The 23,184-nt window shown below is 71.8% G+C and carries 21 protein-coding genes and 1 pseudogene; 5 read left to right on the forward strand and 17 right to left on the reverse strand.

Annotation, left to right across the window (positions count from 1 at the left end; translation table 11 throughout):
- The first annotated feature begins 21 nt into the window (after positions 1-21).
- Positions 22-1,272, forward strand: coding sequence for a phosphatidylserine decarboxylase (locus tag AB0J88_RS12180; protein WP_364345683.1), 1,251 nt, complete (start codon positions 22-24; stop codon positions 1,270-1,272).
- Here AB0J88_RS12180 and AB0J88_RS12185 read toward each other — a convergent pair.
- The 5 genes from AB0J88_RS12185 to AB0J88_RS12205 are packed head-to-tail and all read right to left on the reverse strand — an operon-like array spanning position 1,269 to position 5,520.
- A complete protein-coding gene (locus AB0J88_RS12185; RefSeq protein WP_364345681.1) occupies positions 1,269-1,865 on the reverse strand; it encodes an energy-coupling factor transporter transmembrane protein EcfT in 597 nt (198 codons plus the stop codon). The genes AB0J88_RS12180 and AB0J88_RS12185 overlap by 4 nt on opposite strands.
- Positions 1,862-2,551, reverse strand: coding sequence for an ABC transporter ATP-binding protein (locus AB0J88_RS12190; RefSeq protein ID WP_364345679.1), 690 nt, complete (start codon positions 2,549-2,551; stop codon positions 1,862-1,864). The genes AB0J88_RS12185 and AB0J88_RS12190 overlap by 4 nt, the downstream gene beginning before the upstream one ends.
- Complete coding sequence (locus tag AB0J88_RS12195) at positions 2,548-3,657, reverse strand: thiolase family protein (protein ID WP_364345677.1); 1,110 nt, start codon at positions 3,655-3,657, stop codon at positions 2,548-2,550. Before AB0J88_RS12195 ends, AB0J88_RS12190 begins: the two co-directional genes overlap by 4 nt.
- Positions 3,650-4,909 (reverse strand): AMP-binding protein, encoded by a 1,260-nt coding sequence (locus AB0J88_RS12200; RefSeq protein ID WP_364345675.1) that lies wholly within the window; start codon positions 4,907-4,909, stop codon positions 3,650-3,652. Before AB0J88_RS12200 ends, AB0J88_RS12195 begins: the two co-directional genes overlap by 8 nt.
- Positions 4,906-5,520: a biotin transporter BioY gene (locus tag AB0J88_RS12205; protein ID WP_364345673.1), complete on the reverse strand. Its 615-nt coding sequence runs from the start codon at positions 5,518-5,520 to the stop codon at positions 4,906-4,908. The genes AB0J88_RS12200 and AB0J88_RS12205 overlap by 4 nt, the downstream gene beginning before the upstream one ends.
- 42 nt (positions 5,521-5,562) lie before the next feature.
- On the opposite strand from AB0J88_RS12205, the gene AB0J88_RS12210 reads away from it, so the two are divergent.
- Positions 5,563-6,195, forward strand: a complete 633-nt coding sequence (locus AB0J88_RS12210) for a TetR family transcriptional regulator (RefSeq protein ID WP_364345671.1) — start codon at positions 5,563-5,565, stop codon at positions 6,193-6,195.
- Between the two features lie 112 nt (positions 6,196-6,307).
- On the opposite strand, the gene AB0J88_RS12215 is transcribed toward AB0J88_RS12210, so the two are convergent.
- The 3 genes from AB0J88_RS12215 to AB0J88_RS12225 all read right to left on the reverse strand — a co-directional run bounded on the left by AB0J88_RS12215 (position 6,308) and on the right by AB0J88_RS12225 (position 9,482).
- Positions 6,308-7,150 carry a CDP-alcohol phosphatidyltransferase family protein gene (locus AB0J88_RS12215; RefSeq protein WP_364346123.1) on the reverse strand — a complete coding sequence of 281 codons (843 nt, stop codon included), beginning with the start codon at positions 7,148-7,150 and terminating at the stop codon, positions 6,308-6,310.
- A gap of 374 nt (positions 7,151-7,524) precedes the next feature.
- Positions 7,525-8,430: an NUDIX domain-containing protein gene (locus tag AB0J88_RS12220; protein ID WP_364345669.1), complete on the reverse strand. Its 906-nt coding sequence runs from the start codon at positions 8,428-8,430 to the stop codon at positions 7,525-7,527.
- A 104-nt stretch (positions 8,431-8,534) separates the two neighbouring features.
- Entirely contained in the window at positions 8,535-9,482 is a 948-nt protein-coding gene (locus AB0J88_RS12225) for an NUDIX domain-containing protein (protein ID WP_364345667.1), read from the reverse strand.
- Positions 9,483-9,628: 146 nt separating this feature from the next.
- Between AB0J88_RS12225 and AB0J88_RS12230 the strand changes: the two are divergent.
- Positions 9,629-9,832, forward strand: a pseudogene (locus AB0J88_RS12230) (PspC domain-containing protein); the annotation flags it as partial.
- A 377-nt stretch (positions 9,833-10,209) separates the two neighbouring features.
- On the opposite strand, the gene guaA reads toward AB0J88_RS12230, so the two are convergent.
- The 5 genes from guaA to AB0J88_RS12255 are packed head-to-tail and all read right to left on the reverse strand — an operon-like array spanning position 10,210 to position 16,657.
- Positions 10,210-11,763 carry a glutamine-hydrolyzing GMP synthase gene (gene guaA, locus AB0J88_RS12235; protein ID WP_364345665.1) on the reverse strand — a complete coding sequence of 518 codons (1,554 nt, stop codon included), beginning with the start codon at positions 11,761-11,763 and terminating at the stop codon, positions 10,210-10,212.
- A gap of 11 nt (positions 11,764-11,774) precedes the next feature.
- Positions 11,775-12,950, reverse strand: a complete 1,176-nt coding sequence (locus tag AB0J88_RS12240; protein WP_364345663.1) for a hypothetical protein — start codon at positions 12,948-12,950, stop codon at positions 11,775-11,777.
- A gap of 44 nt (positions 12,951-12,994) precedes the next feature.
- On the reverse strand, positions 12,995-14,332 hold the full coding sequence (locus tag AB0J88_RS12245) for a HAMP domain-containing sensor histidine kinase (protein WP_364345661.1): 1,338 nt from the start codon (positions 14,330-14,332) through the stop codon (positions 12,995-12,997).
- Positions 14,329-14,997, reverse strand: coding sequence for a response regulator transcription factor (locus AB0J88_RS12250; RefSeq protein WP_364345659.1), 669 nt, complete (start codon positions 14,995-14,997; stop codon positions 14,329-14,331). The genes AB0J88_RS12245 and AB0J88_RS12250 overlap by 4 nt, the downstream gene beginning before the upstream one ends.
- A gap of 10 nt (positions 14,998-15,007) precedes the next feature.
- Positions 15,008-16,657, reverse strand: coding sequence for a GMC family oxidoreductase (locus AB0J88_RS12255; RefSeq protein WP_364345657.1), 1,650 nt, complete (start codon positions 16,655-16,657; stop codon positions 15,008-15,010).
- 61 nt (positions 16,658-16,718) lie between these two features.
- On the opposite strand from AB0J88_RS12255, the gene AB0J88_RS12260 reads away from it, so the two are divergent.
- Positions 16,719-17,852: an LCP family protein gene (locus tag AB0J88_RS12260; protein ID WP_364345655.1), complete on the forward strand. Its 1,134-nt coding sequence runs from the start codon at positions 16,719-16,721 to the stop codon at positions 17,850-17,852.
- Here the strand turns inward: AB0J88_RS12260 and AB0J88_RS12265 are convergent.
- Genes AB0J88_RS12265 through guaB form a run of 4 tightly spaced genes read right to left on the reverse strand, consistent with a single transcriptional unit; the run spans position 17,849 to position 22,619 of the window.
- Entirely contained in the window at positions 17,849-19,252 is a 1,404-nt protein-coding gene (locus AB0J88_RS12265) for a M1 family metallopeptidase (protein ID WP_364346121.1), read from the reverse strand. The genes AB0J88_RS12260 and AB0J88_RS12265 overlap by 4 nt on opposite strands.
- Before the next feature lie 26 nt (positions 19,253-19,278).
- Positions 19,279-19,935 carry a TMEM175 family protein gene (locus AB0J88_RS12270; RefSeq protein WP_364345653.1) on the reverse strand — a complete coding sequence of 219 codons (657 nt, stop codon included), beginning with the start codon at positions 19,933-19,935 and terminating at the stop codon, positions 19,279-19,281.
- A 17-nt stretch (positions 19,936-19,952) separates the two neighbouring features.
- Entirely contained in the window at positions 19,953-21,071 is a 1,119-nt protein-coding gene (locus tag AB0J88_RS12275) for a GuaB3 family IMP dehydrogenase-related protein (protein WP_364345651.1), read from the reverse strand.
- A 9-nt stretch (positions 21,072-21,080) separates the two neighbouring features.
- Positions 21,081-22,619, reverse strand: a complete 1,539-nt coding sequence (gene guaB, locus AB0J88_RS12280) for an IMP dehydrogenase (RefSeq protein WP_364345649.1) — start codon at positions 22,617-22,619, stop codon at positions 21,081-21,083.
- A gap of 115 nt (positions 22,620-22,734) precedes the next feature.
- Here guaB and AB0J88_RS12285 point away from each other — a divergent pair, with 115 nt between their 5' ends.
- Positions 22,735-23,160 carry a DUF5319 domain-containing protein gene (locus AB0J88_RS12285; RefSeq protein WP_364345647.1) on the forward strand — a complete coding sequence of 142 codons (426 nt, stop codon included), beginning with the start codon at positions 22,735-22,737 and terminating at the stop codon, positions 23,158-23,160.
- Positions 23,161-23,184 lie beyond the last annotated feature (24 nt).

Consider the following 23,184-nt stretch of genomic DNA (forward strand, 5'->3'; position numbering starts at 1 on the left):
TCGCTGAGGAGCCAGCCCGACATGACCGCCTCCCCCGCGCACCCCGCCGACCGCGGCCGCGACAGCTACGGCGAGCGCGCCGCGCGCACGCTCACCGCCGAGCTCGCCCGCCACGCCGGCCCCAAGACCGCCCTGGTGGTCGGTGCCGCGCCGGAGTCGGCGGTGCTCCAGGCCGCGATCGACGCCCTGCTGCCGGGCGACGCGCTGGTCGTCACCCCGGGCGCGGGCACCACCAGCGCCGCGCTGCGAGCCCACGTGCACCAGCAGGGCCAGTGGGTCACCGACCGGGTGCGCGTGGCCGAGTCGGTCGGCGAGGCCGACCCGGCCCAGGTCGTGATCGTCGCCGAGGCGCAGACCGGCTCCGCGGAAGACGCCCGGGCGACCATCGACGGCCTCGCGAAGTACCTGGCGGACGGCGGCGTGCTGTCCGTCGGCGCACCGGCGCTGCCCGGCCTGACCGGTGGTGCCGCCGCCGAGCTCGACCGGCAGGCCGCCCTCTTCGGCGTGGGCTCCGACCTGGTGCTGGCCAACCGGCCGCCGGTGCGGGTGCATCGGCTGCGGTTCTCGCCGGCCGACGCGGCGCTGGCCGAGCGGCTCGCCCCGGCCTACCGGCCGTCGAGCGTCCCGCTGACCCGCTCGATGCACATCGACTCCAACGGCGTGGCCGCCGCCGGCATCGCCCTCGGCGTGGCCGCGCTGACCCGTCGCGCCCGCCCGTCGTCCAAGCTGTGGCTGGTGCCGGCCCTGGCGGCGCTGCCGGTCGCCGCCTTCTTCCGGGACCCCGAGCGCGACGTGCCCGAGGACCCGACTGCCGTGGTGGCGGCGTCCGACGGCAAGGTCCTGTCGGTCGAGCGGGTCACCGACGAGCGGTTCGGCGAGGGCGAGTTCCTGCGGGTCGCGGTCTTCCTGTCGGTCCTCGACGTGCACGTCAACCGCAGCCCGGTGGCCGGCAAGGTGGTCGACTACTTCGTCACCGACGGCGGCTACGCGGCCGCGATGAAGCCGGCGGCGGAGCACAACGTGGCCGCGTACACGGTGCTCGACACCCCGCGCGGCACCGTCGTCGTGGCCCAGCGGACGGGCCTGATCGCCCGCCGGATCGTGCAGCGCGCGCCCGTCGGCGCGCTGCTGGCCCGGGGCGAGCGCTTCGGCCTGATCCGGTTCGGTTCGCGCACCGACGTCTACCTGCCCGCCGGCACCGCGGACGCGCTCGTGGCGCCTGGCGACCGGGTCGTCGGCGGCGCGTCGGTGATCGCCCGGTGGCGCTCCTAGTCGACGCCGCGGGCGTTGAGGGCGTCCGCCAGGTCGTCCGAGTGCTTCAACGCCATGATCAATAAAGGCACGACGAAGGCCAGGGGCGCCACGGGTACGCCGCGGGCGCGCTGGGCCTCCCGGATCTGAGTCGCGAAACCGGCGATGACCGGGATCGTCGTGATGGTCATGGAGAGCATCAGCGCGACCCGGCTCGGGTTGACGCCCAGCCGGCGCAGCGGCGTCAGCGCGCGCTCGATCGCGTCGACCAACTGCTCGGTGCGGGTGGTCAGGGTGACCAGGTTGGCCAAGAGGATCACCACGACCACCCGCACGACGTTGGCCGCCATGGTCAACGCGGGCAGGAAGAAGACCTGGCTCAACACCATCACGAGCACCAACCAGCGCAGCTTGTACGCCTGGCGGGCGATCTCGAGCGCGCCGAGCCCCGCGACGAGATAGCAGCCGGCGACCGCCAGCGCGGTGCCGGTCAGCGTCCAGGGGTTCGCCGGGGCGAGCGAGACTCCCAGCGCGAGCGCCATGACGACGAGGAGCTTCGGGCCGGCCGGCAGGCGGTGCAGCAGGCTGTCGCCGGGGCGGTACAGGGAGATCACGTCTGGTCCTGGTCGTGCTCGTACCGCGCGATGACCGGATCCGGGTCGCCCTGGTCGACCACCTGGCCGTCCTCGAACCGCACGACGATGTCGCAGCGCGCGGCCAGCCGCAGGTCGTGGGTGGCGAGGACGAGCTGCTGGGGCATCTCGTCGAGCAGGAAGCGGGCGATCCGCCGGCTGTTGGCCGCGTCCAGGTAGGCGGTCGGCTCGTCGGCCACCACCAGGCCCGGTTCGCCGATCAGCACCGCGCACAGGGCGAGCAGCTGCTTCTGGCCGCCGGAGAGGCTGTGTGCGGGCGAGTCGGCGTACTCGGTGAGCCCGACCCGCTCCAGTGCGGCCGCGACGCGCTCGCGGACCTCGCCGCGGGACAGCCCGCGGCCGCGCAGCGAGAAGGCGGCGTCCTCGGCGACCGTCGGCATGATGATCTGGGTGTCGGGGTTGCTGAACACGAACCCGACCCGGCGGCGCAGCTGCCTCGACTGCCGGACGGGGTCGATGCCGTGCACCCGCACCTCGCCCGTGGTCGGGGTGACCAGGCCGTTGAGCGTACGGGCGAACGTCGACTTGCCGGACCCGTTGGAGCCGATCACCGCGATTCGGCGCTGGTCGAGGTGCAGCGAGACCTCCCGCAGCGCGACACGGCCCGGGAACTCGACCGTGACGGCCGACAGCTCGATCTCGGTCACCGGACGACCTCGAACAGCGCGGCCACACCGAGCCCGCCGCCGACGGCCGCGGTGGCCAGGCCCAACGTGCCGGCCGGTGCGCCCGACCGGACGAGGCGGCTGAACAGGCGGACCACGCTGACGGCGCCGCTCGCGCCCCACGGGTGGCCGAGCGCGAGCGCGCCGCCGTCGGCGCAGACCCGCTCGTCCTGGTCGGGCAGCCCCAGTCGGGTGAGCGCGGCGAGCACCTGCGCGGCGAAGGCCTCGACGATCTCGATGGCGGCGATGTCGGCGAGCGTGACGCCGGCGGTCGCCAGGAGGCGCTCGACCGCCGGGACCGGGCCGAGGCCCGGCAGCGCCGGGTCACAGCCGACGGTGGCGGTGGCGATGACCGCCAGACCCGTGCCCCCGGGTGCGAGCGCGACGGCGGCGGCCCCGTCGCTGTCGCGGCAGGAGTTGCCCGCGGTGAGGGTGTCGCCGGCTCCGGGGAACAGCGGTGGGAACCGGTCGAGCATCGTCGGGATGCGTTCGCGTGGACCGGCGTCGGCGGTCACCCCGGCCAGCGGCACGAGCTCGGCGTCGAAGCCTCCTCGGCCGCGGGTCAGGACCGCGAGGCGGTGGCTCCGAGCGGCGTACGCGTCCTGGCGGTCGCGGTCGATCCGGTCCAGGATCGCGAGGTCCTGCGCGGCGCGGACCATGTCGGGGTCGGGATGACCGGGTGGCGCGAACGGCGCCCGGTCGTAGGCCACGCCGCCGGCGATCCGGGTCGGCGCCGTGGAGCAGCTCTCCACCCCGCCGGCGATGCGCACTCGGTGGTCGCCGGCCCGGATCGCCTCGGCCGCCGTGATGATCGCGGCCAGGCCGCTGCCGCACTGCCGGTCGATGGTCATGCCCGGCACGCTCACGTCCAGGCCAGCCGCCAGCGCGGCGACCCGGGCGACGTTGCCTCCGGGACCCACGCAGTTGCCGAGGACGACGTCGGCCACCTCGGCTTCCGTGTCGTCCGCGCAGGCGCGGATCACCGGCGCGGCCAGCTCCGCGGCGGTCAGCCCGGCGAGCGCACCGCCCTGGGGCGTGATCGGTGTGCGCCGCGCGGCCACCACGACCGGCGTGTTCGCGTCAACCAATGCGGGTCACCCGCCCTTCGATCGCCGCGTGGCGGATCTGCTCCCTGGCCGGCTTGCCGGTGGCCGTCCGGGGCAGCTTGTCGGTCCAGAACCAGCGTCGCGGCCGGTGGGTGCCGGTCAGCAGCGTGCCGGCCTGGCTGCGCAGCTCGGCGGCCGTGGGCGGCCGCCGGCCCGGCTCGGTCTCGATCAGGGCGGCGACCAGCTCGCCGGCGCGCTCGTTCGGCAACGCGAAGACCACGGCGTCGGCGATTCCTTCGATGCCGAGCAGGGCGGCCTCGACGTCCTCCGGCACGACGGTCGCGGCGGCGGTCAGGATGGCACCGTCGCTGCGGCCACGCAGCCGCAGCGGACCGGTCAGGTCCGGGTCGACGAGGTCGCCCACGGTGCCCCAGCCGTCCTCGTCACGCCGGAAGGGTCCGTCGGTCCCGGCCGCGCTCCGGCCGGGACCAGAGTCGTCGGTCGCGGTCAGGTAGCCGGCGGCGAAGTAGGGGGAACGGACCCACAGGACACCGTCTTCGACGCGGAGCTCGACGCCCTCGAACGGGCGCAGGCCCTGGCCATCGGGGTCGACCGCGACGAACGACAGCTCGGCGGCGCCGTAGTAGCTGACCACCCGGATCCCGGCCGCCTCCGCGCGGGCGCGCAGCTCCGGGTCGAGGCGTGCGCCGCCGATCAGGGCGACCCGCAGCCGGTGTGGGGCGCCGGTCTCCAGGATGTCGCGCAGCGCGTACGGGGTGCCGTGCAGCACGGTGGCGTACGCCAGGTCGGCGGCCGAAACGGTGTGGGTGCGGGGAAGCAGCACCGCGGCACCGAGCGACCGCGCGTGCGCGACCGAGAACATCGTCACCGAGGAGACCAGCGGGGACGGCAGATAGAGGACGTCGTCGCCGGTGAGCCCGGTCAGTCGCTCGACGGCCGGGAACGAGGCCGCCCAGGACGCGGCGGTCCGCACGATCATGCGCGGCGCGCCCGTGCTGCCCGAGGTGAACGTGCCCCACCCCAGGCCCGGCACGGGTGGGGCCGACTCGACGCGACGGCGCAGGCCGGCCCAGTAGGTGGCGTCCCAGCGGTCGTCGCCGACCAGCGGCACACCACCGGCCTCGTGCACGCCGAGGGCGGTGATCAGGGCGGTGACCCGGTCGGGATGACGGATGGGAACCGTTCGGCCTTTTACGTGACCGCTCGCCGCGGCGATCCGGTCGCTGAGCTGTGCCGCTGACAGGACCGCGTCCCCGCAGCGCAGTGCGGTCACGAAGGGACCCGCCGGAGCCGGGTGGGGTTGCCGAACGCACGGGGGTACGCGCGCCAGAGCGCCATCGTGATCACCGTTGCGGCCACCACCTTGAGCAGGTCGCCGGGCAGGAAGGCGGCGCTGGTGGTCGCGGTCTCGCGCAGCGGCAGCCCGGTGACCGCGGACTGCACCGGGATGCCGATCGCGTAGACCACCAGGGCGCCGCCGACGAAGCAGCCGACCGCGGTCCGCCACCAGACCGGCGGGCGGCCGCCGAGCCGGACGATCGCGCCGACCACGAAGGCGCCGAAGATCCAGCCGATCAGGAAGCCCGCGGACGGACCAGCGAAGACGCCGGCACCGCCTCGGCCGCCGGACAGCAGCGGGAGGCCGGCCAGGACCAGCACCAGGAAGATGACCACGGCGGCCGCACCGCGCCACGCACCCAGCACCGCGCCGGCGAGCATGACCCCGAGGGTCTGCGCGGTGATCGGCACGGCTCCGCCGATGGGTATCGCGCCGGGAAGGCCCAGCACCGCCAGGATGGCGGCGAAGGCCACGATTCTCGTGATGTCGCGCGTTTCGAGCCTGCGAGATCCGTCCATCGTCTCCCCCTCTTGAACGCCGTTCACCTGAACACCGTTCTCCTGAACGGCGTTCACTATAGTGGTGGGATGCCGAGATCGGATAGCGCCGGGTATGTCCGCAACAGCCGCGATGATGTCGTGAGCGCGGCCCTCGGGATTCTCGACCAACAGGGTCTGCCCGACCTGACCATGCGGCACCTGGCAACCACGCTCGGCGTCGCGCCCAGCGCGCTGTACTGGCACTTTCCCAACAAGCAGTCGCTGCTGGCCGCGGTCTCGGACCGGATCATCGCGGGCGCGCGCCCGACCCAGGCGTCTCCGGACGACTGGCAGGCCGCGGTCCGAGCCGAGGCAGCGGCGCTGCACGACGCACTGCTGGCGTTCAAGGACGGCGCCGAGGTGGTGTCGAGCACGCTCGCACTGGGGCTGGGAGCGGAAGACCTGCAGCGGCGGCTGACGGCGGCTCTCGGCCGCGGCGGCTTCGACGACCGCACGGTCGCGCTGGCCGCCGAGACGATGGTGCACTTCATCGTGGGCCACGCGTTCCACCGCCAACAGCGCATGCAGGCCGACAGCCTGGGCGCGGTGGCCGAGCGGCACTCGCTGGACCACAAGAACCCGACCGACCAGCCCCACGAGCCCCAGGCGTTCGAATTCGGGATCACGATGCTCGTCGCCGGCCTGGAGGCGGCCCAGACCCGCCAGCCGCGACCCGCCTGACTCGAGCCGGCCGTCGACGGCCGGCCACCATGCCGGCCCGGCGCAGATCATGACCCAAGGCGAGCCAAAGGCCCCCGCCGTTTCCGGTGGGGGCCTTTGGCGTGTGTCCAGGTCAGGCGGTGCGGCGCTGGCGGAGCCAGAGCAGGGGGCCGCTGGCCAGGTACGCGATGACGATCGCGAAGAACGTGGCGCGGATGTCGAGCAGGCCGCCGATCACCGGCACCAGGAGCAGCCACGGTGGCAGCTTCACCAGTCGGGCCAGCTTGGCGTACGGGAAGCTCGAGACCATCGTGAAGGCCAGGATCGCGACGCCGGCCACCACGAAGGTGCCGGAGACGGGCAGGCCGATCAGGACCGCCAGCGCGAGTACCGCCGCGGCCATCGTCGTCGGCACACCGCAGAAGAAGCGGCCGTCCTTCGGCGAGACGTTGAAGCGGGCCAGTCGGATCGCGGCGCAGCCGGCGACCAGGGCGCAGGCCACCGCGGCCGCGGCCGTGGAGACCGTGCCAGCCAGCGAGGCGTAGACCACGACCGGTGCGGCGAGGCCGAACGAGCACATGTCGGCCAGCGAGTCCATCTGGGCACCGAACGGGCTGGCCACGCCGAGGCGGCGGGCGAGCATGCCGTCGAGACCGTCGAAGACGACGCAGGCGACGAGGCAGATCGCGGCGATGCGGACGTCGCCCTGCATCGCCAGGAAGATGGCCAGCAGGCCGAGCCCGAGGCTGGCCAGCGTGCAGCCGTTGACCACGGTGAACTTCGCGCGCCGGGCGAGCGTGCGCTCACCGGGCAGCAACGGGATCGACATGCCAGCGGCGGGAGCGGGCTCGCTCGGGCCGACGGCCGGGCTGACGGGCGCGATCGCCTGGATCTCGCGGACAGCCAGCGGGTCGATGGAGTGACTGTCCGGGTGCACCACGGCGACCCGGGAACGCCGCCCGACGCGTACGCGCAGGACCTGCCGGGCGAGCGTGCTGCCGCCCCGACGAAGGCCATACCACCGGCGACCGCCGGGGCGCGGACTGTCGAAAGCGAGGCGCGGACTATCGGTGGTGATACGCCGACGCCAAGGGGCTCTCGGCACGTGGTCCTCCAGGTCCGGATCGGATCTCTCCGCCGCCAGATCGAACAACCGCCCGATCTTGCGGTCTACACCATCGCACAGATGGGGCTGGTTGGCGAGACTCGTACACGGTTCTATCGGATGAACCAGGCACGAACGCGACAGTTTTCATTTAAGCGGCATAGCCGACGGTACGAGCTCTTGGCCCAACCACCGATTATAGGCCCTAGGCAGCCACATTGGTGATTTGTGGGTGTCTGGGCAGCTCAGGCGGCCCAAGCGTCGGTAGCGGTCGCCGCGACATCGGTGAGCGTCAGCCCGCGGAGCTCGTCGCGGCCGAACCAACGGGCGTCGACCGTCGATCCGTTCACCTCGGCAACCCGGGGCTCGGTGGGCGTGCTGACCGCGACGCGGTAGATCACCCGCACCGCGTGCCAGTCCATCGGATGTGGCTCTGGCCCGATCGCCCGCGGGTTGTGGCGGTCGGACACCCCGAGCAGCTCGACGACCTCACCCACCTGGCCGGACTCCTCCGCGATCTCCCGCAACAGCCCGGCAGCCGGCTGCTCGCCGAAGTCGGTGCCGCCGCCGGGCAGGTGCCACTTGCCCGCACCGGGAAACCCTTGAGAGATCTTCGTCAGGAGTACGCCGCGCGGCGAGGTCACCAACCCGTAGGCGGCGAACCTCTGGCCCCGGTCCTTCCTCTGCGGCGGCGGCCGACGGCGCCCGAGGGGGTGCGGTGCGGCGAAGTCCAGCGGGACGACCGGCTGGCCGAGGATCTCGGCGGTGAAGGGCATGAGGCGCAGGTCGGCCAGGTCGCGCTGGTCGACCCAGGCGACGTCGTCGCTGGTGCCGGCCGCTTCCCTTCGGAGGGTGCCGCGGAGCACGCGGACCTCGTACACGATCAGGTCGTAATGCCAGACGACCTCGATGTCCCGGAGCTCGCGCACGGACGCGAGCGCGGTCAGTGGACGGCCGAGCTCGATCTCGAGGCCGGTTTCCTCGCGGTACTCGCGGACCAGCGCGTGGGCGGGTGCCTCACCGTGTTCGAGACCGCCGCCGGGGAGCTGCCAGACCCCGGGAAAGTCGGACTTGTCGGACGAGCGGGCGAGCAAGACCCGATCGCCGTCCCGGCACAGCCCGTACGCACCGATTCGCCGCCGTCGCTCCATCGAGAACGATCTTACCGGCCGGTACGCCGGCGCTCCTGTCGCAGGAAGCCACGAGGTCGCGATCCGGGGTACGCCGCCCAAGCGCTCGTTCTCGAGCGCTCCCGTCACTCAGGGAACGCGGCGCGGACGGCTTCGGCGGTGACCTCGGTGGTCGCTGACGACGGCAGGTCGCGTAGCTCGTCGGCCGGGAACCAGCGCGCGGCGTCGGTCGAGCCGCCCACATCGGCGACGCGGGCAGCGACCGGGCTGTCGACGGCGACCCGGTAGAACGCGCGGACGCCGTGCCAGTCGATCGGGTAGCCCTCGGGGCCGAGCGACGCCGCGTCCCGGTGGCTGGCCACGCCGAGCAGGGAGACGAGACGGCCGGTCTGGCCGGTCTCCTCGACCAGCTCGCGGAGCAGGGCCGCGCCGGGCTGCTCGCCGAAGTCGGTGCCACCGCCCGGGAGGTGCCAGCAACCCGCGCCGGGGTAACCCGGGGCGACCCGGGTCAGCAGCACACGCCCGTCGGGGTCGGTGGCGACCGCGTAGGCGGCGAAGCGCTGGGCGCGGTGCAGGCCGTCGGGGCCGGGCGCCGCGTAGAACGACGGGAAGTCGGGGGTCTCGTCGGGGCGCAGGTCGATCGAGCCGGGCGGCAGGCCGAGCGCGTTGGCCGTGAACGGGCGCAGCGGCAGGCCCTTGGCCTCGTCGAGGGTGTGCCAGCGGGCGAGGTCGGTGGGCTGGCCGACCCGGTCGACCAGGGTGCCGCCACGGACCGACGCCGCGTAGATGAGGCGGTCAGTGTGGATGGTGACGCCGCGGTGCGGCAGGGCGCGCATGTCGGCGAGGACGTCGTGCAGGCCGGTCACGGTGATCGAGAGACCGGTCTCGGCCGCACTCTCGCGTACCACCGTGTGGTTGGGGTCCTCGCCATGATCGACAGCGCCGCCGGGAAGGGACCAGGCGCCCGGGGTGCCGGACCGCGTGGACGCCCGGACCAACAGCACACGACCGCTGCCGTCGGTGCAGACGGCATAAGCGGCGATGCGGCGGACAGGCTCGAGCGCTGGGGTCACAGAGGGAGATTCTTCCCGAATCACTCGACACCTCCGGGGCTGGAGTCGGATTGCTGACACTTGATCACCCGCAGGGGTCAAGTTTCAGGGTACGGGTCCGGGCGGTACCCGAGGTAGAACCGTCCTGCCGGGTGGACCGTAGAAGCATGACGACGAGCGCGAACCCACCGTACAAACAACTACGCCGAACCACCGACGACAAGATCATCGCAGGCGTCTGCGGCGGCCTCGGCCGCTACTTCGGCGTCGACCCGGTCCTGATGCGAGTGATCTTCGCGGTCACCGTGGTCCTGACCGGCGGCCTGGCGCTGCTGGCGTACCCGGTGCTGTGGTTCCTCATGCCGGAGGACCGTCAGGCCGCCGGGACCTGGGGTCCGGGCGGCGGAGCGCCGGCGGACTGGCAGGCGCAGACCCGCGGGGGCAGCTACTACCAGCCGCCGACGTACCCGGGGCCGACGAACCAGCAGCCGGGTCCGCAGGCGTCCTACGTGGAGCCGACGTACCCGACATCGAACGCGGACCCCGGTCCGACAACGGGCACGGGCTTCGGCACCGGAACGGGCACGAACGAGGGCGACGACCCGAACACCACGCCGCGCGCGTAGGGGGCGGTTCCGGTCGTCGACGGAACGTTGCCGGCCCGCACAAGCGGGCCGGCAACAGCCGAGCCTGCCTACCGCAGCCACGCGGGCGCGAGCCGGTCGTGATGGCTTAGTGGTTGGTTGGGCTACTCCCACTCGATGGTGCCCGGGGGCTTGCTGGTCACGTCGAGGACCACGCGGTTCACCTCTCGGACCTCGTTCGTGATGCGGGTCGAGATGCGGGCGATCACGTCGTAGGGCAGGCGGGACCAGTCCGCGGTCATCGCGTCCTCGCTGGACACCGGGCGCAGGACCACCGGGTGGCCGTACGTGCGGCCGTCGCCCTGGACACCGACGCTGCGGACGTCCGCGAGCAGGACCACCGGGAACTGCCACACGTCGCGGTCGAGGCCGGCCGCGGTGAGCTCCTCGCGGGCGATCTGGTCGGCCGCGCGCAGGATGTCGAGCCGGTCGCGGCTGACCGCGCCGATGATGCGGATCGCGAGGCCCGGGCCGGGGAACGGGTGCCGCCAGACCATCGGGTCGGGCAGGCCCAGGGCCGTGCCGAGGGTGCGCACCTCGTCCTTGAACAGCGTGCGCAACGGCTCGACCAGGCTGAACTTGAGGTCGTCGGGCAGGCCACCCACGTTGTGGTGCGACTTGATGTTGGCCGTGCCGGTGCCGCCGCCGGACTCGACCACGTCCGGGTAGAGCGTGCCCTGCACCAGGAACTCCACGTCGCCTTCGGCGGCCACCTCGCGGGCGGCCTGCTCGAAGACGCGGATGAACTCCCGGCCGATGATTTTGCGCTTCTGCTCCGGGTCGGTCACACCGTCGAGCGCCGCGAGGAACCGGTCCGCGGCGTCGACCACCTTGAGCTTGACGCCGGTCGCCTCGACGTAGTCCTTCTCCACCTGCTCGGCCTCGCCGGCCCGCAGCAGGCCGTGGTCGACGAACACGCAGGTGAGCTGGTCACCGACGGCCTTGTGGACGAGCGCCGCCGCCACCGCGGAGTCGACGCCGCCGGAGAGGCCGCAGATGACCTCCTTGTCGCCGACCCGCTCGCGGATCGCGGCGACCTGGTCGTCGATGATGTTGTCGGGAGTCCAACTGGGCTCGATGCCGGCGATGTCGTAGAGGAACCGCGTCAGCACGTCCTGGCCGTGCGCGGTGTGCATGACCTCGGGGTGGAACTGGGTGCCGGCGCGCCGCCCGACCAGGTCCTCGAACGCGGCCACCTCGGCGCCCGGCGTAGCGGCGGTGACCGTGAAGCCGGCCGGCGCCGCGGTCACGCTGTCGCCGTGGCTCATCCACACCGGCAGCGCGGCCGGCAGGTCACGCAGCAGCACACCGGCCTCTGGGGCCACGGTGAGCTGGGTGCCCCCGAACTCGCGGCGGCCGGTGTGGGCCACCGTGCCGCCGAGGGCCTGGGCCATCGCCTGGAAGCCGTAGCAGATGCCGAACACCGGGACACCCGTGTCGAACAGGTCGCTGTCGACCTGCGGGGCGCCAACCTCGTAGACGCTGGACGGCCCACCAGACAGGATGATCGCGACCGGATCCTTGGCCAGCATGTCCTTGACCGGCATGGTGTGCGGCACGATCTCGGAGTAGACCTTCGCCTCCCGCACCCGGCGTGCGATGAGCTGTGCGTACTGCGCGCCGTAGTCGACGACAAGAACCGGGCGTGGCGTGGTCATGCGTCCGGAGTTTACCGACCGTGCCCGGCCAGCCGTCGCTCGCTCACCCCCTCCGGAGCGTGGGCGGGACGCATCTCACGGCGGCCGACCACCCATCGGGTGACGACCAGCAACAGCACTGCCGTCGCGGCGAAGACGCCGTTGCCGATCCAGCGGAGCCGATCGTCCGGCCCGTAGAGCGAGGTCAGCACGAACGCCAGCCAGGCATAGGTCAGCAATGCCCCCGCCAGCAACCCCAGCAGGTGCCGGTCGCCCCAACCGGGTCGCCGCGCCAGCCACGCCACGGTGACGGCGGCAATCGACGTGGTCACGACATCGATCCCGAACCCGAGCCAGTTCTCCGGGACGGCGGCGTGCGCGCTGGCAGTAACGAAGGTCACTACGCCAACCACCCACGGCCGCGGCGGCCCCGCACGACCGTCGGCGGTCGGCGCTCGTCGCCGGTGCGGCCCAACCAAGGCCACCACGCCGCTCGCCCAGGACCGCCGCGGCCACGAACGGCCGTCGGCAGGCGCCGCTCGCCGCTTTGGCGGCGCGACGGAGGGCACCATGCCGGTGGCCGACGGCCGCAGTGGCGGCGGATGATCGCCGGCGGGCGGTGATAGTCGGCGGCGCGGTATCAGGAAGCTCAGGATGATCAGGGCTATCGCCGTCACCGCGGCCACCGTGAGTTGGTGTGGTGCGGCCAGAAAACCCTCCTGGTCGCGTAGGTCCTTGAAGATCAGCCAACACCCGAGCAGGTAGCCCAGCGCCGTGAACGAGAGCCCTACCGGACCCAGCCATGGCTGATCGCGCCGGCTTGGGAACCACAGCTCGACCAGGGCGATCGGCACCCCGATGCTCCACACCGCGTGGCCGACGAGGAACGCGGCCGCGTTGTAGGCGCTTATCCCTAGCCATGGCACCGGGGTCACACCCGTTTGGTCCAGGCTCTCGAAGGTCTGGTTGAACAGCGACTGGTCGACCAGACCGGCCTCGATCACTCCGTAGGCGGTCGCCAGCAGGAAGATCGTCGGCCAGCCGCGGCCAGTGCGGCGGGTCAGTTCGCGCACCAGGAGCGCTCCGCAGCCGTAGAGCGGGACCAGGAAGGGCAGCAGCGGCAGGCGCTCGATCGAGATGTTGCCCAGCAGGTATTCGCCCACCCACGGGGCGAGCACGAGCAGCAGGAGCACGGACCAGAAGCGCATGGGAACAGCCTGGGGGCGGGCTGTGAGAGGGCGGTGAGGGGCGATTAAGAATCTGATGAGAGTGGGAGCGTCACCGTGAAGACCGCGCCGGCGACCGAGATCGTGCCGCCGTGTGCCGTCACTACCGACCGGGCGATCGCGAGGCCAAGACCTACGCCGCCAGACGGCGCCCCAGAACCCCGGAAGAACCGCTCGAACACCGCTGACTCGAGGCCGGCCGGCACACCCGCACCTTCGTCGGCCACGACCAATCGGGCAACCCCGTCAGCTCCGGAGACCGACACCGTCACCGTGCCTGTGCCGTGGTTGAGGGCGTTGTCGACCAGGATCCATACCAACCGCCGCAAGGCGTCGGCGTCGCCCAGGACCATTGCCGGGTCTGAGCCCGCGCAGGACACCGATGCCTGACGGCAGACCGAGCGTGCCACCGCCAGCAGGTCCACCGAGGACAGCGCCGGGGACGCTCCGCCGTCCGAGCGGGCCAGCAGCAGCAGGTCGTCCAGCAACCGCGCCATCCGGGCGCTGTCCGCTTCGAGATCCGCCAGCGCGTCAGCACGATCGGCAGCCAACGCGTCAGGGTGCGCCAGCAGGAAACCGACGTTCCCCCGGATCGTCGTCAGCGGCGTACGAAGCTCGTGCGAGGCGTCAGCCGTGAAGCGACGCTGCGCCGCCAAAGCTGACTCGGTCTGTGCGTACGCCGACGCCAGCCGGTCCATCATCGTGTTGAAGCTGACCGTCAACCGCCCGAGGTCGTCCCGTTGCCGCACCGCGGGCAACCGTCGGGTCAGGTCCGCCGACCCGCCCACCGAGTCGGCCAGCGACGCCAGCACCCGCAGCGGCCGCAGCGCCCGGCCCACCGCGAACCACGTAGCCGCGAACGCCGCCACCAGCCCCAGGAACCCGACGACCGCCAACACCCCGACCATCCCCCGCCGCTCCGCCTGGAGCGCCCGGATCGGTTGCGCGGCCACGACGTGCCCCTGAGCCCACGGCACCACCCAAACCCGGGTCGGCACGCCCGAGAGCGACACCGTCGCCCCAGACCCAGCCGCCACGGCCGGCAGCGCGGACGAGGAACGCGGCGGCCAGGCACCCACGTGCCCCGTCGACGAGAGCACGGAGCCCGAGGAGTCCAGCACCACCACGATCGCCTCACCGGTCGCCACCGCGTCGACCAGAGTCAAGGGCCGGGCGGTGACCGAGGACGGCGGCATATCGCCGAGCGCCCGCGCCGCCGCCGACGCTCGCGAGGCCAGCAGACGATCCTGGTCGGTGGCGAACCCGTACGACAGCAGCACATAGATCAACACCGCGACCACCGCGTAGATCACCGCCACGACGGCGACGCCGAACAGCGTGACGCGCGCCCGGATCGAGATCACCGCAGCACGTACCCGACGCCGCGCACGGTCTGCACCAGCCGCGGTTCGCCACCCGCCTCCAGCTTGCCCCGCAGATATCCGATGTAGACGTCGACGACGTTGCTGGCCACCGGCTCACCGCCCCAGACCGCCGACAGCAGCTGCGACCGGCGGAAGACCTGACGCGGATGCCGCACGAGGTACGCCAACAGGTCGAACTCCAACGCCGTCAGAGCGACCGGCCGCCCACCCCGCCGCACCTCCCGAGCCCCGGGATCGACCACCAGATCGGCGAACCGCAGCACGTCGACCGAGGCCGGCGCCCGCCGCAGCAGGGCCCGCACCCGAGCCAGCAGCTCCTCGACAGCGAACGGCTTGACCAGATAGTCGTCAGCACCCGCGTCGAGCCCGTCGACCCGGTCACCGGTGGCGTCCCGGGCCGTCAACATCAGCACCAACGCCGTCCCGCCGGCGGCCCGCAAAGCCCGGCATACCCCGAAGCCGTCGAGCCCGGGCAGATTCACGTCGAGCACGACGAGATCGGGCGAGGACCGGATCGCCGCGGCCAGCCCGGCCGGCCCGTCGGACGACAGGCTGACCGCATAGCCCGCGTACTCCAGCGACCGGCGCAAGGCGGCGGCCACCCGCGCGTCGTCCTCGATCACGAGCACCCGCGCCGCCGTCATGGCCGGCAGGCTAGCGCAGCGCGCCCGGCGCCGTGGGTGGCACAGCGGGCGACGACGGCCAGACGCGATCCACCGCCGCATAGGGAGCACCCAACGGGGGCCGCGGATCGGCCGAGCCCTTGTTGGGCCAGAACGACAACGCCCGCTCGGCCAACGCCGTGATCGTCAGCGACGGGTTGACACCGAGATTCGCCGGCACCGCCGCGCCGTCGACCACGTGCAGCCCCGGATGGCCGTACACCCGTTGATAGGGATCGACCACCCCAGAGGCAGCGGACGCGCCGATCGCCGCACCTCCCAGGATGTGCGCGGTGATCGGAATGTCGAACGCTTCGGTCAACGACCCGCCCGGGACCCCACCGATCTCCTCGGCCAACAGCCGGGCCGCCGTGTTGCCCGCCGGCACCCACGTCGGGTTCGGCGCGCCGTGGCCAGGCGTGGACACCAGCCGCCCGCGCCGCCAAGCGAGTGTCAGCGAGTTGTCGACCGACTGCATCACCAGCGCGATCACCGTGCGCCGGGACCAGTCCCGCACGGACAGCGCGCGCAGATAGGTCAGCGGCTGCCGGCCCAGCGTCGCCAGCAGCCGCCGGACGCGGTGCGGGCCGCCGTCGACCAGCGCCGACTGGAGCAGCCCCATCGAGTTGGAGCCGCGCCCATAACGGACCGGTTCGATGTGCGTACGCGCGTCGGGATGGAACGAGCTCGTGATCGCCGCGCCCTCCGAGTAGTCGACCCGACTGCGCCCAGCCACCGTCGCGCCCAGGATCGACTCGGAGTTGGTCCGCACCAGCGCGCCCAGCCGGGACGAGAGACCGGGCAGCGCGGACGAGAACAGGAGCCGGACCGTCCCGAGCGCCCCGGCCGCGAACACCACCTGGTCGGCCTCGACAACGGACCGCCGCCGGCCGCCGGTGCGAACAGTGGAGATCGCGTACCCGGAAGAAAGGGGTCGCACCTCGACCACGGTGGTCAGCGGCCGCACCGATGCGCCCAGCTGCTCGGCCAGCCAGAGATAGTTCTTGACCAGGCTGTTCTTGGCGCCGTGCCGGCACCCGGTCATGCACGCGCCGCAGTGCAGGCAGCCGGTGCGCGCCGGCCCCGCCCCGCCGAAATAGGGATCGGAGACGGTCTCACCCGGCCGGCCGAAGTGGATGCCGACCGGCGTCGGGTGGAAGGTCGAGCCGACCCCCATCCGGTCGGCCACCGCGCGCATCGCCCGGTCCGCGGGGGTGGTCAGCGGGTACGTCGCGACGCCGAGCATCCGTTTGGCCTGGTCGTAATGGGGTGCCAGCTCGGCCTGCCAGTCGGCGATGCCCTGCCACTGCGGGTCGGTGTAGAACTCCGGCAGCGGTTCGTAGAGCGTGTTGGCGTAGACCAGCGACCCGCCGCCGACCCCGGCACCGGAGAGCACGAGAACTTTGTCGCCGGCGGCGCCCCGACGCGCCGGACGCAGCACGTCGATCCGCTGGATCCCGAAGCACCGCAGCCGGGGCGCCCAGAGGAAGCGCCGCAGCCGCCAGGAGGTCGCGGGCAGTTCGTCGTCGGCGAACCGCCGCCCCGCCTCCAGCACGAGGACCGAGTAACCCTTCTCCACCAGGCGCAACGCGGCGACGCTGCCCCCGAATCCGGAGCCGATGACGACCACGTCGTACCGCATGCCCTCATCATTACCGGCCGGTAGGTATTGCGCCATCGCGAAATCCCGTCATCATTTCGGCGTGACAGGCACGGGGAACGAAGCGCACGGGTTCTGGCAGCGACTCGGCGGGCGCAGGCCCGTGCTCCTGGTCGCGGCGGCGGTGGTCATCGTGCTGCTGATCGGCGGCGCGGTGTTCGCGGCGACCCGGGGCGACTCCCCCGAGCCTTTGGCTGCCCCGTCCAGCCCACCAGTCGCCACCGCGGAAACGACCCCGACCCCGACCCCGACCGTGCAACCCGGCGCCGACATGCGTGGCCCGCTCGACCTCCTGCTGGTCGGCGTCGACACCCGCGTCTCCGTGCCCGGCTGGGAGCCGCACGCCGACGCGGTCCTGATCCTGCACGTCGACGCGGACCTCGAGAGCGGCTACCTGTTCTCGTTGCCGCGCGACCTGGTCGTCGACATCCCGGCGTTCCCGAAGGCGGGCTACCGCGGCGGCACGACGAAGCTGACCCACGCGATGAGCTACGGCAGCCGGCGCGGCAAGGGCGAGCCCTCGGCCACACAGGGCTATGAGCTGCTCAGCAAGACGGTCAGCGCGTACACCGGGATCAAGAGGTTCCAGGCCGGAGCGATCCTGAACTTCGGCGGCTTCGAGAAGCTGATCAACGAGCTCGGCGGCATCGACATGTACGTCGACCAGAAGGTGGTGTCGAAACACCGCCAGCCCAACGGCAAGCCGCGGACCCTGAGCGGCGGCGACTACGTGGGGCCGCAGGCGACGTACAACCCGGGGAACCGGCATTTCAAGGGCTGGCAGGCGATCGACTATGCCCGGCAGCGCTACACCGCCGGCGGCGACTACGCCCGGCAGCGCCACCAGCAGCAACTGATCAAGGCGATCCTGGCGAAGGCGCTGTCGACGGGCCTGCCCACCGACGCGGACGCGATCCAGCGGCTGATCAAGGCGCTGGGCAAGTCGGTCGACGTGATGGCCGGAGAGCGCACCCCGGTCGAGTACGGCTTCGCCCTGTCCAAGCTGCGTCCGGAGACGCTGACGCTGGTCTCCCTGCCGGGTGGCAGCGTGGGCAGTGGCGGCGGCTACCGGGGCGAGCAGCTGACCAAGGAAGGCCGCGACTTCATCAAGCAGCTCCGGGCGGGCAAGGCGGACGCGTACCTCAAAGCCCACCCGAAGCTGGTCGTCAAGCGTTAGCCGGCGGGCTTCGGAGGCGCGGTCTTCGAGGTCAGCCAGGTCATCAGGAAGTCGCGGAGCGGCTTGCCGGCGATCCGCTCGGCCAGGGCGATGAACTCGTCGGTGGTCGCGGTGGCGTTGCGCTTCTGGCTGGTCCACTCCTGGAGGATCCGGAAGAACGCGTCGTCGCCGACCTCGAGCCGCAGGGCGTGCACGGTCAGCCCGCCGCGCACGTAGACCGAGTTGCCGAACAGCCCCGCCTTGCCCGGGTCGTAGGTCGGGTCGGTCCAGGTGACGCTGTCGTACGCCTTGTCGAAGGAGGTCTGGACCGGCACCTCGGTGTCGTGCTCCGCCCACAGCCACTCGGCGTAGGTCGCGAAGCCCTCGTTGAGCCAGATGTCCTTCCACGCCTTGATCGACACGCTGTCGCCGAACCACTGGTGTGCGAGCTCGTGCGCGACGACCCACTCGTTGGTCGCGCTGCCGAAGAAGGAGTCGCTGTAGACCGGGCGGGACTGGGTCTCCAGCGCGTACCTGATGCGGCCGTCGACGACCACGATGCCGCCGTACGCGTCGAAGGGGTACGGCCCGAACTGGGTGGCCAGGAAGTCGGCGACCTCGCCGGTGCGGGCCATCGCCTTGTCCGCGTTGGAGCCGCGGGGCAGCCCGGCGTCGACGGCCGTCACGAACGGCTTGCCCTGGTGCGTGGCGGTGGTGACGCGGTAGTTGCCGATCACCACCGTCGACAGGTAGCTGGCCAACGGCTGCGTCTCGCTCCAGCGCCAGGTGGTCCAGCCGTCCTTTTCGGTCTTCTCCCCCGGCACGCCGTTGCTCAGCGCGGCGACGCCGGACGGAACGGTCATCTCCAGCGCGAAGGTCGCCTTGTCGCTCGGGTGGTCGTTGACCGGGTACCAGCTGCTCGCCGACTCGGGCTGGCCGAGCGCGATGGCCCCGGTCGCGGTGGCCAGCCAGCCGCCGGTGCCGAGCTCCGGGCTCGTGATCGCCTGCGGCACGCCCGCGTACGTCACCGCGGTCGTGAAGGTGCTGTCCTTGCGCAGCCCGGTCTTGGGCGTGACGACCAGCTCGTCGCTCTCGCGCCGCTGTTCGGCGGCCGCACCGTCCACCGTGACGGCCGAGACCTCCGGGCCGCGGAAGTCCAGGTTGAACCGGGAGAGGTTCTGCGTGGCCTTGGCGGTGATCTTCGCGGTGCCCTCGAGGCGGTCACTGGCTGGGTCGTAGCGCAATGCCAGCGCGTAGTTGGTGACGTCGTAGCCACCGTTGCCGTAGGTCGGGAAGTAGGGGTCTCCGATGCCGGCGGCGCCGGGGGCGAAACCCTCGTCCGCCGAGCCGGAGTCGGTGCAGGCGGCCGCGCCGCCGATGGTCAGGACCGTCAGGACGGCGAGCGCCGATCGCCTGATCATCATCACCAGAGCCTAATCGTCGGTAGTCACGGACGCGTCTCACGACGCGGTCGGTTGACGGGGCGGTCGGACCTGCCGCTGAACCGCTGCACCAGAACCAGGAGGACCAGCGAAACGAGCCCGACCTCGCGGTTGACCAGCGTGAGCAGGATGGCGAGGGCGAACACCGCGGTGGTGCCGACGGTCGGCAGGATCTGGTCGCGCACCGACCGTCGGTCGTCGGCCGGCCGCAGCCACGGGTGCACGGCGACGTACCAGGCCTGGAAGAGCATCAGGAGGCCGATGCCGAGGAGCACGAGCAGGTAGAAGATGGCCGCACCGTCGTTGGTCGCCTCTTCGGTGAAGAGCCGAGCGGTCGGGTACGGCAGGAAGACGATCAGCAGCAGCCAGAAGGTGTTGATCGTGAGGAGCTTCTCGTCGTAGTCGACGAGGTACTCCCACAGCCTGCGGTGAGCGCCCCAGAACTGCGCGATGACCAGGAACGAGACGAGGAAGCCCAGGATCTCCGGCGAGAAGCGGTCGAGCTGGTCGACGACCGGCTCCTGCGGGTTGTCCGTGGCGATGTCGACCAGCGGCAGCACGAGCAGCGTGAGCGCGATCGACATGACCGCGTCACTGAACGAGATGGCGCGGTCGAGTCCACGACCGCGCCGCTCCCGTGCTTCGTCCGCCGGATCGGACATAAGCCCCAGTATGGGGCCTAGCGATCGATGACCAGACCGACCTTCTGGAACTCCTTGAGGTCGCGGTAGCCGCACTTGGCCATCGCGCGCTTGAGACCGCCGAACAGGTTGAGCTGGCCGTCCGGGTCGTCGGCGGGGCCGTAGAGCAGCTGCTCCAGGCTGCCCAGCGGCGGGCCGGCGACACCGAAGGCACCACGCGGCAGCTTCGGGTGGCTGGACACCGAGTGCCACCAGGCGCCGTTGGCCGGCGCCTCGGCCGCCTGGGTGAGCGGCTCGCCGAGCATCACCGCGTCGGCGCCGCAGCCGAGCGCCTTGGCGATGTCGCCGGAGGTCTGCACGTCGCCGTCGGCGATCAGGTGCACGTAGCGGCCGCCGGTCTCGTCGAGGTAGTCACGGCGGGCCGCGGCCGCGTCGGCGATCGCGGTGGCCATCGGCACCCGGATGCCGAGCACGGTGTCGGTGGTCGACCACTCGTCGGCGCCCACGCCGACGATCACGCCGGCCGCGCCGGTGCGCATCAGGTGCAGCGCGGTCTTGTAGTCGGTGCAACCGCCGACGATGACCGGCAGGTCGAGGTCGGCGATGAACTCCTTGAGGTTGAGCGGCTCGTCGGTGGTCGAGACGTGCTCGGCCGAGACCAGCGTGCCCTGGATGACCAGTATGTCGACGCCCGCGTCGAGGATCACCGGCGCCAGCGCGAGCGTGTGCTGCGGAGACACCCGGACCGCGACGGTGACGCCGCCCTCACGGATCTCGCGGACCCGCTCGACGATCAGCTCGGGCCGGATCGGCTCGGCGTAGACCTCCTGCAGCCGGCGGGTCGCCGGGGAGTCCTCGTCGAGCGCGGCCAGCTCGTCGAGGATCTTGCTCGGGTCCTCGTAGCGGGTCCACAGGCCCTCGACGTTGAGCACGCCGAGACCGCCGAGCTGGCCCAGGGCCACGGCGGAGGCCGGGCTCATCGAGGCGTCGCTCGGGTGCCCCACACAGGGGATCTTGAAGGGGTAGGCGTCGAGCTGCCACGACGTCGACACGTCGTCGACGTCGCGGGTACGGCGGCTCGGCACGATTGCGATGTCGTCCAGGTGATAGCCGCGCTGCGCGGTCTTCCCTAATCCGATCTCGACCACGTCACGCACGGAGACTCCTTATCGGGAGTGGTAGTTGGGTGCCTCGACGGTCATCTGGATGTCGTGCGGGTGGCTCTCCTTGAGCCCGGCCGCGGTGATCCGGATGAGCTGGCCGCGCCGGTGCATCTCGGTGATGTCCTCCGCGCCCACGTAGCCCATGGCCGCCCGCAGGCCGCCGATGAGCTGGTGCGCCACCTGGGACAGCGGGCCGCGGTAGGGCACCTGGCCCTCGACGCCCTCCGGCACCAGCTTGTCCTCGGAGAGGACGTCGTCCTGGAAGTAGCGGTCCTTCGAGTAGGACCGGCCCTGGCCACGCGACTGCATCGCACCCAGGGAACCCATTCCCCGGTACGACTTGAACTGCTTGCCGTTGATGAAGATCAGCTCGCCGGGGCTCTCCTCGCACCCGGCCAGCAGGCTGCCCAGCATCACCGAGTGGGCGCCGGCCACGATGGCCTTGGCGATGTCACCGGAGAACTGGATGCCGCCGTCGGCGATCACCGGCACGCCGGCCGGGCGGGCGGCCCGGGTCGCCTCCATGATCGCGGTGATCTGCGGCACGCCGACGCCGGCGACGACCCGCGTGGTGCAGATCGCGCCCGGACCGATGCCGACCTTGACCGCGTCGGCGCCGGCCTCGACGTGCGCCTTGGCGCCCGCGTAGGTCGCGACGTTGCCGCCCACGACCTCGACCGAGGTCTCCCGCTTGAGCCGGGCGACCATCTCCAGCACGTTGCGGCTGTGGCCGTGCGAGCTGTCGACCATCAGCACGTCGACACCGGCGTCGATGAGCAGCCGGGCGCGCTTGTAGGCCTCGTCACCGACGCCCACCGCGGCCGCGACCCGCAGCCGGCCGGCGTCGTCCTTGGTGGCGTTGGGGTACTGCTCGCTCTTGGTGAAGTCCTTGACCGTGATCAGCCCGCGCAGCCGGCCGTTGTCGTCGACGAGCGGCAGCTTCTCGATCTTGTGCTGCCGCAGCAGCGCCAGGGCCTCGTCCTTGGTCACCCCGACCTGGGCGGTGACCAGCGGCATCCGGGTCATGACCTCGTGCACGGGGGTGTTGCCGTTGGTGACGAAGCGCATGTCGCGGTTGGTGACTATTCCGACCAGCGCACCGCCGTTGTCGACCACCGGGACGCCGGAGATGCGGTAGCGCCCGCAGAGCGCGTCGACGTCGCGGATGGTGTCGTCCGGGCTGCAGGTCACCGGGTTGGTGATCATGCCGGCCTCGGAGCGCTTGACGAGGTCGACCTGGAGCGCCTGGTCTTCCATCGACAGGTTGCGGTGCAGCACGCCGATGCCGCCGTTGCGGGCCATCGCGATCGCCATGCGGGCCTCGGTCACGGTGTCCATCGCGCTGGACATCAGTGGAATGCCGAGACGCACGTTGCGGGTGAGGAAGGTGCCGGTCTCGACCTGGCTCGGGACGACGTCGCTCTCCCCCGGCTGGAGCAGGACGTCGTCGAAGGTCAGGCCGAGCGGCACGGTCGCCGCGGAACCCGCTCCCGGGTCTCCGAAGGTGCCGACCGGCAGGTCGTTGACGGGCGAGTTGTCCATGGTTTGTCCCCTCAGCGGCGCGATACGCCATGCTACCCGCGCGGGCGCGCGGCCCGGCCGGCGCGCCCCGGTCCGGGCAGGCGCGATGGGCCGGAAAACGACTACGGTGGGAAGGGTGAACGACGAGCCCATCGATCCGTTCAAGGACGACCCCGCCGCGGGCCTGTCCGACGACGCGGGCGACGACGACCCGACTCTCGACCCATTGACCGAGGTCGAGCGGCAGGACGTGCTCGAAGACCTGGCCGATCTCGAGGTTTACCAGGCGCTGCTTGGGCCGGTCGGGATCCGCGGGCTGGTCATCGAGTGTGAAGACTGCCACGAACCCCACTATTTCGACTGGGACCTGCTCCGCGGCAACCTGCGTCACCTGCTGAGCTCAGGCCGGCCGCGGGTGCACGAGCCGGCCTACGATCCCGATCCCGACCACTACGTCACCTGGGAGTACGCCAAGGGTTACGCCGACGGCGTGCACGACACCCTGGCCGACGAAGCCGACGATCCCGAGCCACCCGGCGGACCGGGCGGCCCGGGATCGTAAGTCGCCTCACACCTGACCGGCCAA

It is taken from the genome of Asanoa sp. NPDC049475, from assembly GCF_040676915.1.
GTDB lineage: Bacteria > Actinomycetota > Actinomycetes > Mycobacteriales > Micromonosporaceae > Asanoa.

Coding starts and splice junctions, on each gene's coding strand:
- AB0J88_RS12180 (WP_364345683.1), top strand. CDS start 22: ATGACCGCCTCCCCCGCGCACCCCGCCGACCGCGGCCGCGACAGCTAC.
- AB0J88_RS12210 (WP_364345671.1), top strand. CDS start 5,563: ATGCCGAGATCGGATAGCGCCGGGTATGTCCGCAACAGCCGCGATGAT.
- AB0J88_RS12220 (WP_364345669.1), bottom strand. CDS start 8,430: ATGGAGCGACGGCGGCGAATCGGTGCGTACGGGCTGTGCCGGGACGGC.
- guaA (WP_364345665.1), bottom strand. CDS start 11,763: ATGACCACGCCACGCCCGGTTCTTGTCGTCGACTACGGCGCGCAGTAC.
- AB0J88_RS12240 (WP_364345663.1), bottom strand. CDS start 12,950: ATGCGCTTCTGGTCCGTGCTCCTGCTGCTCGTGCTCGCCCCGTGGGTG.
- AB0J88_RS12250 (WP_364345659.1), bottom strand. CDS start 14,997: ATGACGGCGGCGCGGGTGCTCGTGATCGAGGACGACGCGCGGGTGGCC.
- AB0J88_RS12255 (WP_364345657.1), bottom strand. CDS start 16,657: ATGCGGTACGACGTGGTCGTCATCGGCTCCGGATTCGGGGGCAGCGTC.
- AB0J88_RS12265 (WP_364346121.1), bottom strand. CDS start 19,252: ATGATCAGGCGATCGGCGCTCGCCGTCCTGACGGTCCTGACCATCGGC.
- AB0J88_RS12270 (WP_364345653.1), bottom strand. CDS start 19,935: ATGTCCGATCCGGCGGACGAAGCACGGGAGCGGCGCGGTCGTGGACTC.
- guaB (WP_364345649.1), bottom strand. CDS start 22,619: ATGGACAACTCGCCCGTCAACGACCTGCCGGTCGGCACCTTCGGAGAC.